12 protein-coding genes are annotated in these 12,678 nt (G+C 58.7%); 9 read left to right on the top strand and 3 right to left on the bottom strand.

What is annotated here, in order from left to right:
* The 3 genes from ABYO54_RS06825 to carB form a co-directional block, all read left to right on the top strand.
* The coding region (locus ABYO54_RS06825) for a hypothetical protein (protein ID WP_372807497.1) at positions 1-90 on the top strand (90 nt) is incomplete at its 5' end.
* 42 nt (positions 91-132) lie between these two features.
* Positions 133-510: a GxxExxY protein gene (locus tag ABYO54_RS06820; protein ID WP_372807496.1), complete on the top strand. Its 378-nt coding sequence runs from the start codon at positions 133-135 to the stop codon at positions 508-510.
* A 52-nt stretch (positions 511-562) separates the two neighbouring features.
* The gene (gene carB / locus ABYO54_RS06815) at positions 563-3,769 is read left to right on the top strand and encodes a carbamoyl-phosphate synthase large subunit (RefSeq protein WP_372807495.1); all 3,207 of its coding nucleotides are present in this window, start codon (positions 563-565) and stop codon (positions 3,767-3,769) included.
* Between the two features lie 166 nt (positions 3,770-3,935).
* Here the strand turns inward: carB and waaF are convergent, their stop codons facing one another.
* From waaF to metK, 3 genes are all read right to left on the bottom strand, one after another.
* Entirely contained in the window at positions 3,936-4,922 is a 987-nt protein-coding gene (waaF, locus tag ABYO54_RS06810) for a lipopolysaccharide heptosyltransferase II (RefSeq protein WP_372807494.1), read from the bottom strand.
* Positions 4,880-6,061, bottom strand: a complete 1,182-nt coding sequence (gene lpxK / locus ABYO54_RS06805; protein WP_372807493.1) for a tetraacyldisaccharide 4'-kinase — start codon at positions 6,059-6,061, stop codon at positions 4,880-4,882. Before lpxK ends, waaF begins: the two co-directional genes overlap by 43 nt.
* Before the next feature lie 135 nt (positions 6,062-6,196).
* Entirely contained in the window at positions 6,197-7,384 is a 1,188-nt protein-coding gene (gene metK / locus ABYO54_RS06800) for a methionine adenosyltransferase (RefSeq protein ID WP_372807492.1), read from the bottom strand.
* 184 nt (positions 7,385-7,568) lie between these two features.
* Between metK and ABYO54_RS06795 the strand changes: the two genes are divergently transcribed.
* The 6 genes from ABYO54_RS06795 (at position 7,569) to ABYO54_RS06770 (ending at position 12,412) form a co-directional block, all read left to right on the top strand.
* Positions 7,569-8,456 (top strand): HAD family hydrolase, encoded by an 888-nt coding sequence (locus ABYO54_RS06795; RefSeq protein WP_372807491.1) that lies wholly within the window; start codon positions 7,569-7,571, stop codon positions 8,454-8,456.
* Positions 8,457-8,601: 145 nt separating this feature from the next.
* Complete coding sequence (gene larB / locus ABYO54_RS06790; protein ID WP_372807490.1) at positions 8,602-9,360, top strand: nickel pincer cofactor biosynthesis protein LarB; 759 nt, start codon at positions 8,602-8,604, stop codon at positions 9,358-9,360.
* Positions 9,361-9,464: 104 nt separating this feature from the next.
* Entirely contained in the window at positions 9,465-10,031 is a 567-nt protein-coding gene (gene yeiP, locus ABYO54_RS06785) for an elongation factor P-like protein YeiP (RefSeq protein ID WP_372807489.1), read from the top strand.
* Between the two features lie 104 nt (positions 10,032-10,135).
* The gene (locus ABYO54_RS06780; RefSeq protein WP_372807488.1) at positions 10,136-11,062 is read left to right on the top strand and encodes a tRNA dihydrouridine synthase; all 927 of its coding nucleotides are present in this window, start codon (positions 10,136-10,138) and stop codon (positions 11,060-11,062) included.
* A gap of 9 nt (positions 11,063-11,071) precedes the next feature.
* Positions 11,072-11,941, top strand: a complete 870-nt coding sequence (locus ABYO54_RS06775; RefSeq protein WP_372807487.1) for a patatin-like phospholipase family protein — start codon at positions 11,072-11,074, stop codon at positions 11,939-11,941.
* Complete coding sequence (locus ABYO54_RS06770) at positions 11,942-12,412, top strand: NYN domain-containing protein (protein WP_372807486.1); 471 nt, start codon at positions 11,942-11,944, stop codon at positions 12,410-12,412.
* The last annotated feature ends 266 nt before the right edge of the window (positions 12,413-12,678 follow it).

Raw genomic sequence — 12,678 nt, 5'->3', positions numbered from 1 at the left:
TCCAACCGCATCATCAACGAAGTGCGCGGCGTCAACCGGGTCTGCTACGACATCAGCTCCAAGCCGCCGTCCACCATCGAATGGGAGTAGGTTGAAACGCAAAGCCGCAAAGAAAAGAAAGGCTCGCAAAGCATGACTGAAAATGAACTTTCAAAAGAAATCATCGGGGCGGCGATTGAAGTACATCGCCATTTAGGCCCCGGTCTTCTTGAAAGTGCATATGAAGAAGCCCTGTGCTGCGAGCTGGATCTGCGGAACATCCCGTATGAGCGGCAGAAATATCAGCCCCTGCAATATAAAGGTAAAACGCTCAAAACTGATTACCGAATAGATCTTTTGGTAGACCAAAAAGTAATTGTGGAGAACAAGGCCGTGGAAACCGTTTCCCGGATTGATAAGGCTCAAACCCTGACTTATTTGAAATTAAGCGGAATCAAACTGGCCCTGATCATCAATTTCCATGAACCGTTGCTGAAAGATGGAATTAACCGAATTGTAAATGATTTATAATTAACTTTGCGAAACTCGGCGCGTTTTGCGCCTTTGCGTTGAGGAAGATACTATGCCAAAGAGAGAAGACATCCACCACATTCTTATTATCGGCTCCGGGCCGATCGTTATCGGCCAGGCCTGCGAATTCGACTATTCCGGCACCCAGGCGTGCAAAGCGCTGCGGGAAGAGGGCTACAAGATCTCGCTGATCAACTCCAACCCGGCCACGATCATGACGGACCCGGCCACGGCCGACCGCACCTACATCGAGCCGATCACGCCGGAAGCGATCGAAAAGATCATCATCAAGGAAAGGCCGGACGCCATTCTCCCGACCCTCGGCGGGCAGACGGCGCTCAATGCCGCCATGAAACTGGTGGAACTCGGCATTCTGGAAAAATACGGCGTGGAAATGATCGGCGCGAAATACGATGCCATCATGCGCGGTGAAGAGCGGGACCTGTTCAAGCAGTGCATGGCGGAAGTCGGCATCGAAACCCTGCGCAGCTATGAAGTGCACGATCTGGAAGAGGCCAAACGCGTTGCCACCGAAGAACTGGATTTCCCGATCATCGTGCGCCCCTCCTTTACGCTGGGCGGAACCGGCGGCGGCATTGCACAGGACATGGAAGAACTCATGGTCATTGCCGAGGGCGGACTCAAAGCCTCCCTGACAACGGAAGTGCTGCTGGAAGAATCCGTCTTCGGCTGGAAAGAGTTCGAGATGGAAGTGATGCGCGACAAGAAGGACAACTGCGTCATCATCTGCGCCATTGAAAACATGGACCCGATGGGCATCCATACCGGCGACTCGATCACGGTGGCTCCGGCCCAGACCCTGACGGATCGCGAATACCAGACCATGCGCGACGCCTCGCTGGCCGTACTCCGCATTATCGGGGTCGAAACCGGCGGTTCCAACGTCCAGTTCTGCATCCACCCGGAAACCGGCCGCTTGGCCGTGATCGAAATGAACCCGCGCGTTTCCCGCTCCTCCGCCCTAGCATCCAAGGCGACCGGCTTCCCGATCGCCAAACTGGCGGCCAAGCTGGCGGCCGGCTACACGCTCGACGAGCTGCCCAACGACATTACCAAGGAAACCCCGGCCTGCTTCGAGCCATCGATCGACTACGTCGTCACCAAGCTGCCGCGCTTTACCTTCGAAAAGTTCCCGTCCGCCAGCCCGAAGCTCGGCGTCAGCATGAAATCGGTCGGCGAAACCATGGCGATCGGCCGCAATTTCAAGGAGTCGCTGCAGAAAGCGTTCCGCTCGCTGGAAATCGGCGTTGACGGGCTCGACCTGAAGGCGGAGGCCAAGCTGAAGGCCGAGAAGCTCGACGACTATCTGCTGACCACGTGCACCGAGCGCACCATCGCGATCAAGGTGGCGCTCAAGCGGGGCTATTCCATTGCGAAGGTCCAGGAAATGACCAAGCTCGATCCGTGGTTCATCGACCAGATCCTGCAGATCGTTGAGATCGAAAAGCAAATCAAGGATGCGGACGCGCTCGACTACGACCTGCTGAGATACGCCAAGAAAAACGGCTTCTCCGACGAACAGATCGGTGCGTTGCGCGGTTGCCGCGGGAACGAGATCCGCGCGCTCCGCAAAAAGCTGGGTATCATTCCGGTCTATAGCCTGGTTGACACCTGCGCCGGCGAATTCGAAGCTTCGACGCCCTACTTCTACTCCTGCTACGCCGACCTCGACGAAACGCGCAAGACCGACAAGCCGAGCGTCATCGTGCTCGGGTCCGGCCCGAACCGCATCGGCCAGGGCATCGAGTTCGACTATTCCTGCGTCCACACCGTCAAAGCGCTGCGCGAAATGGGGTACGAGGCCATCATGGTCAACTCCAACCCGGAAACCGTGTCGACCGACTACGACACCTCGGACAAGCTCTACTTCGAGCCGCTCACCTTCGAAGACGTGATGAACATCTACGAAGCCGAAAAACCGCTCGGCATGATTGTCCAGATGGGCGGCCAGACCCCGCTCAACCTGGCCGACCGCCTGCTGGAAGCCGGCGTGCCGATCCTCGGCACCTCGCCCAAGAGCATCGCCGCCGCCGAAGACCGCGAGCTCTTCCGCCAGCTGCTCGACAGGCTCCAGCTCAAGCAGCCGGAATCCGCCACCGCGCGCACCTTGGCCGAAGCCGAGACCATCGCCCACCGCATCGGTTTCCCCGTCATGATCCGCCCCTCGTTCGTCCTCGGCGGCCGCGCCATGATGGTGGCCTACGAAGAAGAGGAACTCGAGCCGTTCGTCAATGCCGCCTTCGCGGCCAGCCCGGACCATCCGGTGCTGATCGACCGTTTCCTTGAACACGCGATCGAGGTCGATGTCGATCTCGTCTGCGATGGCACCGACGTCTATATCGGCGGAGTGATGGAACACGTCGAGGAAGCGGGCATCCATTCCGGCGACTCCGCCTGCTCGATCCCGCCCTACACCCTCACCGACGAAATGGTGGCGCGCATCAAGGAAGCCTGCGCCGCCATGGCCATGGAGATCGGCGTGAAGGGCCTGATGAACGCGCAGATCGCGGTGAAAGATAACGAGTTCTATATCATCGAAGTCAATCCGCGCGCCTCGCGCACGGTTCCCTATGTCTCGAAGGCAACCAATGTGCCGCTGGCCAACGTGGCCACGCAGATCGCCATGGGCAAGACGCTCCAGGAGCTGAACCTCGTCGGCTTCGAGCCGAAACTGGAATGGTATGCCGTCAAGGAAGCCGTCTTCCCGTTCAACCGCTTCGCGGGCGTCGACCCGATCCTCGGGCCGGAAATGAAATCGACCGGCGAAGTGATGGGGATCGACAAATGCTTTGAGCTGGCGTTCTGGAAAGCGGAAGTTGCCGCCGGACAGGTGCTGCCGACCGAAGGCGCCGTCTTCCTCAGCGCGAAGGACCGCGACAAGGATTGGATCATCGAGGTCGGTCGCCAGTTCGTCGATCTCGGCTTCAAGCTGATCGCGACCGAAGGCACGGCGCAGGCCTTGCACGGTGCCGGGCTGGAAGTGACGCTGACCCACAAACTTTCCGAAGACGGGAAAAACGTGATCGATCTGATGAAGGAACGGGGCATCCAACTGCTGATCAACACCCCCAGCGGCCCGGTTGCCCGCGTCGACGAAATCAAGATCCGCTCGGAAGCGATCCTGCGCGGCTTGCCGATCGTCACCACGCAGTCCGGCGCGGAGGCGTCGGTCAAAGCCATCAAGTACATCATGGAAAACGAGTGGGACGTCCAGTCGATCCAGGAATACCACGCCTAATCGCGCAGCCCCCAATGCAAAAAACGCCCGGATATTCCGGGCGTTTTTTTGAACAGAACCGGACGCTCTGGGTCTGATCTACCGAACTTGGGTATCTACAGAGGGTTTTTCTTTCTCCTTTTCCCTCTGCAAAACCGGGGCGGTCGCTAACCACGGCCGCCTTTTCTTATGCCAGCAGCTCTTGCACCGCGTCGAAAACCTGTTCCGGGGAGATGTCGGCCAGCGCCTGCCGCGCCTCGGCGGAATCGCGGGCAATGTGCCGCGCCTTCTCCGTGCTGTTCTGGATGATGCGGAAACGCTCGGCCAACGGGCCGGTCTTGTCGGGATTGGTCATGCCGAACAGACCGACGACGGGGGCGCCGACCGCGCCGGCCAGATGCATGCCACCGCTATCGTTCGCCACGGAAACGCGGCCGTTCTTCAGCAACGCCGCCCACTCCTTGAGCGTGGTCTTTCCGGCAACGCTTTGCGCCCGCCCGCCTAGCTTGGCGGCCAGCATTTCGCAGGCGGGGGCATCGCCGCCGCCACCCGCCAATACGATGGAGAGCTCCGTTTCGGAGAGGATCCGCTTGGCCAACGCCTCGAAATGGTCGATCGGCCACATTTTGGACGGGCCGCGCGCGGCCCCCGGCATCAGGACGGCATAGTCGCCGCCGACGGACTCGAATCGGGATTCGGGAACCGACAACTTCGGCAACTCCCGCCCGGCGTGCCCCGGGGCGAGGATCGGGTAGTATTCGTTCATCTGGTGCCCGCCGGACAGCGGCACGGTTTCCGTGAGCATCCAACGGCGCAGCTCCCCTTTCAGGCCGATTCGCGAGCGAATGCCCGCCATGGTTGGGAGAAAGGCGGAACGGAACGAATTGGGCAGAATGCAGGCTTTGTCGAACCGCTGCGCCCGCAGGCCGGCAACGGTGTCCGACATTTTGGGTTCCAGACAGCGGATGTCGTCGGGGACCGCATGCATTTCCCAGAGCGGTTTAAGATAGGGTTTCACCAGCAATGCAATGCGGGCATCGGGGTTTTCGGCGCGGCACGCCTGAACGGCCGGCATGCTCATGATGGCATCGCCGATCCAGTTCAATCCAACAATGAGTATGCGTTCCTGCATCATGCCGACTGCGGGGATTTGAAACAGATGCGTGAAATCCAATCCATGAATTCCTCCTCGCCGCTCAGCATTTCAATCTGGACGCGCATGTAGATCACCGGGATATCGCGCCGGTCGACGAACGGGAAGCGGACGGCATCTTTCTCGGTGGTCAGGATGGCCTCGGCGCCCAGCTTGATGCTGCGGTTGATGGTATTGATGATTTCCTGTTGGGAAAAACGATGGTGGTCGGCGAAACGGCGGGTGTAGACGATTTCCGCGCCGAACGACTTCAGGGCCTCTTCGAAACTCTCCGGAACGGCAATGGCCGAAACCGCGGCGATTTTCTTGCCCTTGAGCCAATCGAGCGGATAGGTCTGCTCGCCGAAAACATCCTTGAGATATTTGGCGGCATGGCGGCATTCGGAAATCTCGGCCACCGGGTTCAAGCGGCGCAACTCTTCCTTGAGTTCGGGTTCGCCGGCGTCCCCGCATTTCGTAATGAAGATGAAGCCCGCGCGCTTGATGTTGCGCATCGGCTCGCGCAAGAGTCCGCGCGGCAGCAAATGGCCGTGCCCGAAGGGATTGGTGCGGTCGACCAGCGCAATATCAAGGCGATGGCCGAGTTTCAGGTACTGGAACCCGTCGTCGAGGATCAGCGTATCGCAACCGAGCTCCTTGATGGCGTATTTTCCGGCCTTGACGCGGTCTTTATCGACCACCACGGCCACTTCGGGAAGGTTGGAGGCCAGCATGTAGGGTTCGTCGCCCGCCGTCCAGGAATCGAGCAACAGCCGTTTGCCGTCGGAAACCACGCGGGGCGGAGTTTCGATTTTGCCGGTCGTGACGCGCTGGATCATCTTTTCGCGAAACGACATTTCCTTGCTTTTATAGCCGCGGCTGAGGATGGCGACCTTGCGGCCCTGCTGCTGGAGGTTGCGGGCAAACACTTCCACCACCGGCGTCTTGCCCGTGCCACCCACGGTCAGGTTGCCGACGCTGATCACCTGGCAGCCCAGGGTGTTCGGACGGATGATCCGGTGCTTGTAGAGCTTGAGGCGCACTTGGACAATGAGGGCAAAGAGCAATGAAAATCCCTTCAGCAACACCCGCAATGCGGTTGGCCCTTTCCCCTTCTCCGAGCCGTCGATAACCGACAGCATATAGGTTTCCAGGTTTTCGATTTTCCGCTTGTTCGCCATAGATTGCTTTGGGGGTTTAAAGAATGTGAGCGCACTATACCCATTAGCGCATTTTCTTCAAGGCAGGACTCGATCCCATAAAAAACGCGCTTCCCGATTGCCGGGAAACGCGCCTCAGAACGAAGGGGCGGGCACCTACAGGTTGACCGCACGACGCAACGCGTCGACCTTGTCGGTTTTTTCCCACGGGAACTGGGAACGGCCGAAATGCCCGTAGGCGGCGGAATCGCGATAGCACCATCCGTTCGGCGTCATCAGGCCCAGATCGTTGATCAGTGCGCGGGGACGGAAGTCGAAGATTTGGCCGGATTTGAGGATTTCCTCGATCAGATGGTCGTCCACCTTGCCACTGCCGTAGGTATCGACATTGATGCTCAGCGGCTTGGGAACGCCGATGGCGTAGGCCACTTGGATTTCGCACTTGTTGGCCAATCCGGCGGCCACGATGTTTTTCGCGGCATAGCGGGAGTAGTAGGCGGCGGAGCGGTCGACCTTCGACGGATCCTTGCCGGAAAACGCGCCGCCGCCATGGCTGCCAACGCCGCCGTAGGTGTCGACGATGATCTTGCGGCCGGTCAGCCCCGCGTCGCCGTGGGGGCCACCGATCACGAACTTGCCGGTGGGGTTGATGTAATATTCGGTGTCTTCCTTCAGCAGGCCGGTCGGAGCAAGCACATCCTTGCAGACCTTGATGAGGTCCGCGCGGATCTGGTCCAGCGGCACATCGTCGGTCTGATGCGAAATGACGACCGTTTCAATCGAAACCGGTTTGCCTTCGACATGAAGAATGGACACCTGCGACTTGGAGTCGGGGCGGAGGTAGGGAATGGTGCCCGCCTTGCGGATCTTCTGCAGTTCGTCGAGCAGGAGGTGGCTGTAGGCCAGCGGCGCCGGCATCAGGCTTTCGGTGGCATCGGAGGCATAGCCGAACATCATGCCCTGGTCGCCGGCTCCCTGTTCCATAAAGAGCCCTGCGCCCTCGGTTACGCCCTGCGAGATGTCGGGCGACTGCCCGTGGAGCCGGTTGATGTATTCGAAGGTATCGCAGCAAAATTCCAGCTCTTCGCGATCGTAGCCGATATCGCGGCAGACATTGCGGGCAATCGTTTCGGGATCGACCTGGTCCCAACCGTCGCACGTGATTTCGCCCGCATTCACCACCAAATTGGTGGTGGCCAAGGTTTCGCACGCTACGCGGCTTTTGGGGTCCAAGGCCAGACATGCGTCGAGAATGGCGTCGGAAATCTGATCGCAAACCTTGTCCGGGTGCCCTTCGGAAACGGACTCGGAGGTAAAAACGTGATCAACTCGGATTTTACTCATGGCTAAACCTCTATTCGTTTATTCGGATTTATGAATATAGGTGCGGAATTTAACTGACCGACCGAACCGTTTCCATAAAAAAGCGCCGCAAATGCATCGGAGGCGTTCCGAGCCAAAAAGGACCCCCGAGTTTGAACCAGAAAGCTTGCCCTACGGGCGTTGCCGCCCTAGTGTTTCGCGGCATATGAGAGAATTTCACAAAGACGACCTGATCAATTTTCTGCCCAACTTCGAAACCTTTGTCGGCATCGATTCCGACGGCTGCGTGTTCGACACGATGGAAACGAAGCAGAAAGAGCACTTTCATCCGGCGATCATCAAGCACTGGGGCCTGGAAGCCATCGAACCGCAAGTTCGTGCGGCGGCGGAGTTCACCTATCTATACTCCACCTACCGCGGACTCAACCGCTTCCTCGGGCTTTGCAAAACCTTCGAGTTGCTGCGTGACTGGCCGGAAGCGGCGGACAAGGCAACCATCCCCGATCCGGCCGATCTGCGGATCTTTTGCGACTCCGGCCAGCCCCTCGGCAATGCAACCATCCTGGCGGAGGCCGAACGGACCGGCAGCAAATTGCTGGCCGAAGCCCATCAATGGAGCGTCGATCTAAACGAAGACATCGACAAAAACATGCCCGCCCCGCCGCCGTTCGAAGGGGTCGAAGCCGCGCTGAAGCGCATCCAGGCACATTCCGATGCCATTGTGATTTCCCAAACCCAGGCGGTGGCGCTGCTGAAGGATTGGTATCGCGACAACCTCGCGCAGTATGTTTCCGTCATCGCGGGCCCCGAGCTGGGCAGCAAGATCGACCATTTCACCATGGCCGCCGTCGACCGCTACAAAGCCAACGCCATCCTGATGATCGGCGACGCCCCGGGCGATCTGGCCGCCGCGCAGGCGATCGGCTGCAACTTTTTCCCGATCAACCCCGGCCACGAGGTGGAAAGCTGGGTGCGCTTCATGGATGAAGCCTACGACGCCTTTCTCGCAGGCGGTTTTTCCGAAGCGTACCAAGCCGAACTGATTCACGAATTCAAGGCACTTCTTCCCGGCATCCCGCCGTGGAAATCCTAAAAACCAAACCCTAAATTCCAAACAAATATAAAGCACCTATCTCAAACTCGGGCCAGAACACCCATTTGAACATTGTGGCCTTTCGTTTTGGGATTTTTTTAGAATTTAGATATTAGAACTTAGAATTTACAGTCGGAGGCTGACCATGGAAGTCGACAAACTAGAGACGCTGCTGAACCGGTTTAAAACCGGCGAGGTGGATCTTCCCGAAGCGCTCGCAACACTCAAGCAACTGCCGTTCGAAGACATGGGCTTCGCGAAGGTGGACCACCACCGTGCGTTGCGGACGGGCTACCCGGAAGTCGTGTTTTGCCAAGGCAAAACCCACGAGCAGATCGAAAAGATCTTCCTGGCACTGGAACGACACAACGACAACATCCTGCTGACCCGCGCCGAACCGGACCTCTTCGAACGCCTGCGGAAAATCGATGCCCGCCTGGTCTACAACGTACTCGGCCGGACCATCGTGCTTGCGGCAAGTGCCCGCGAAAAAACCGGAAGCGTGCTGATTATCTCGGCCGGGACGGCAGACATTCCCGTTGCGGAGGAGGCCTTTGAAACCGCATCGATTGCCGGCGCCAAGGCCGAGCGGATCTACGATGCCGGGGTGGCGGGCATCCACCGCCTGCTGGCGCATAACGAAAAGATCCAGCAGGCCCGTTGCATCGTTTGCGTTGCCGGGATGGAGGGCGCCCTGCCCTCCGTGGTCGGCGGACTGGCCCCCTGCCCCGTGATCGCCGTTCCGACCTCGGTTGGCTATGGTTCGCACCTCAACGGGATCGCCCCGCTCTTCACGATGCTCAACTCCTGCGCCCCGAACATCACCGTGGTCAACATCGACAACGGCTTCGGCGCGGGGTTCTCCGCCGCAATGATTAATAACGGAGTCAATCGCGACTCGTGACGCGCCGACACCTCGCGTCGCCCCCGCATTCTTCCCCGCCCTAAATACTTGATCTGGCATGGGCTTTCAGAGATATTCCGCGGTTTGCAAACAAGGAGCATTTTATGGTCAAGGCCTGTGATTTGAAGAAGACGTCCGTCATCGATATCGACGGAACCCCGCATGTGATTGAAAACATTACGCAGCAGTCGCCTACGGCGCGCGGCGGCGGCACCATTTACAAAGTCCGCTTCCGCAACGTTACCACGAAAAACAAGGTGGACAAAACCTACCGCAGTGACGACCCCCTGCAGGAAACCTCGTTCGATACCAAGCAAGTTTCCTTCGACTACGTGAACGGCGACGTTTACGCCTTCATGGATCTGGAAACCTACGAAACGATCGAGCTGAACAAAGAGGATGTGGAAGAGTTGCTCCCGTTCCTGATCGAAGGGATGGAAGGCATTACCGCGCTCATTTCCGACGGACGGGTCCTTACGTTGCGTCTGCCCGACACGCTGGACATGAAGATCGAAGAGTGCCCGCCGGCCATGAAGGGGGCCTCGGCCACTTCCAGAACCAAGCCGGCCACGCTCAGCACGGGCCTGATCGTACAGGTTCCGGAATACATCGAGCCCGGCGAAATCATCAAGGTCGACACCCGCGACCGCAAGTATCTCTCGCGGGCCTGATTTAGACCGGACTACGGGAACCACGGGATATCGGCGCAAGCCGACCATCCCGTCATTCCGCCCCAACCATGCCTGCAACCGAACCAACGCTCATTTTGGCGCCGATGCGTGGAATTACCACGATGCATTATCGCCAGGCCTACGTCCGGCATTTCGGGGGGTTGGATGTGGAGATGGCGCCGTTCATCTCGACCGTCGACGCGGAGCGGATCAACCCGAAGTTGCTCAAGGACGTGCTGCCGGAAAACAACTCCGGCCTGCCGCTCATTCCGCAGGTGATCGGCAACAAGGCCGACGACTTCGTCCAGATGAACATTGCCCTCCACGATCTCGGTTACAACGAGGTCAACTGGAACCTGGGCTGCCCGCACAAACCGATCCGCAAAAAGCGGCGCGGCTCCGGCCTGCTGCCCTATCCCGACACGGTGGCAGCCATCCTCGACCAGGTCTGCGAGCGCAGCCCCGTCAAAATCTCCGTCAAGGTTCGCCTTGGCGTCTCCGACAAGTCGGAGCTGATGCGGCTGATCCCCGTGCTGAACACCTATCCGCTGTCGGAGGTGATCGTCCATCCTCGCACGGCGGAGCAGATGTACGACGGCGTGGTCGACCTCGATGCCTTCGCGGAGGCCCTCCAGTTGCTGGAGCATCCGGTCTGCTACAACGGCGACATCAACACCCTCGCCTTTTTCAACACGGTGCACGAACGCTTCCCGACCCTCAGCCGCTTCATGCTGGGCCGCGGGCTGCTGGCCAACCCGTTTCTGTGCGAGGAAATCAAAGGCGGCCCCATGGGCGAGCGAACGCCGGTTGAACGCCTGCGCGAATTCCACGACGATCTGGTTTCGCGCTACGAAGCCATCTTGGATGGCGACCATCCGGTTCTGGGGAAAATGAAGGAGTTCTGGTCCTACCAGTCCCTGCCCCTTTCGAACGGGCGCGCCATGTTCAAAAAACTAAAAAAAAAGCAACGGCTCCGCACCTATAAAGACATTGTTTCCGAATATCTTGCCGATGCCCAATGGACGCCCTAAAGTGCGTTCATGAAAAAAATCGGACTAGCACTCGGCGGTGGCGGCGCCAAGGGATTTGCACATATCCCGATCCTTGAAGTTTTCGACGAACTCGGCATCAAACCCTACTGCATCACCGGCACCAGCATCGGCGCAATTCTCGGCGCGCTCTATGCTTCGGGCCATACGGCCCAGGAGATCGCCGAGATGATCGACCACCTGATCATCCAACCCCAAAAATCGTCGTTCAAGAATTTTTTCCGCGACAAGGACCTGTTCAAATTCCTGCAGTTGATCGATCCGCAATTCAGTCTGAAACCGAAAGGGATCCTCAAGGGCGACAAATTGCTGGGCTTCCTCTACGAGCAAATGGAGATCGACACCTTCGACCAACTTGAAATCCCGCTCAAAATCGTCGCGACCGATTTTTGGCGGAAGGAACAGGTCGTGTTCGACACCGGCAAGCTGCTCCCCGCAGTCCGGGCCAGCATGGCGTTGCCCTACATTTTCACCCCGGTGGTTATCGGCAACCGCGTCTTGGTCGATGGTGGCCTGATGAACAACGTGCCGCACGACCTGCTCGATCCCAAGTGCGACATCCGCATCGCCGTCGATATCATGGGCGACTCCTCCGGGTCCAAAATGCGGATCCCCTCGCCGCTGGATGCCGTGTTCCACACCTACAATGTGATGATGGATGCCATGGCCCAGGAAAAGCTGGCCAACCATCCGGTCGACATCTATCTGCAGCCGCCCATCGTCGACATCGACATGCTCGACTTCTACAAAGCGGAAACGATCTATCGGCAGGGACTGGCCGCCAAGGACGACTTCAAACGGAAACTCGAGCATCTGATCGAGGGCAATTTACCGTTGCGCGGTTGGTTGCGGAGGAAATAGATGCGTCCCGACTGGTTGCTCATCGACGGCTACAACCTACTCCACGTAGTGGACGAACTGGTCGCCCTGCTTGGAACGGATCTCCAGCTCGCGCGGCACCGGCTCGTCCGGATGGTCGAAGGGACGGCGCACCGCATGGCCCGCCAGACCACCATCGTTTTCGACGGGCGCGAATATGGACAAGACGCCGCCCTGACCTCCCGGCATCTGGAAATCTTCTACGCCTCCGGCAAGAACAACGCCGACACCGTCATCGAACGGCTTGTTGCCAAGTATTCCAACCCCGGCAAGATCCTGGTCGTCACCTCCGACCGGGCGGAAGCGCATGCCGTCCTCAGCGACGGCGCCCAGGTGATGTCGTCGCAGGAATTCATGGCCCAATGCGCCATCGATTCCCGCAAGCCCATCGCCCATCGAATGCGCCCCGGCGACAAGCCCAAGCTCGGCGACCTGTTCCCGGACGGACTGTAGAGGAGGGATTCCGGGAAACGTTCAACGGAATGCCGAGGCGTGGCGCAGCCCGCGAACCTAGTGCAGCGTATCGCCTAGAACTTCGTATTTTCACCACAGAGGGCACAGAGGGCACAGAGGCTCATATATACAGATCCCCTCTGTGACCTCTAGCGAAGCGGGTGGTTGAATATCATCCGAAAGTTTAAGGTTTCCAGTGTACTAGCCTGAATTATTCACGCGCCGAGTTTGCTTTGGCAACAACGCGTCGAAAGGTGCCGCTGTAG

It is taken from the genome of Pontiella sp., from assembly GCF_041622395.1.
Taxonomy (GTDB): Bacteria; Verrucomicrobiota; Kiritimatiellia; order Kiritimatiellales; family Pontiellaceae; genus Pontiella.
The sequence above is the reverse complement of the archived record's forward strand: the minus strand, read 5'-3'. Positions and strand labels throughout refer to the sequence as shown.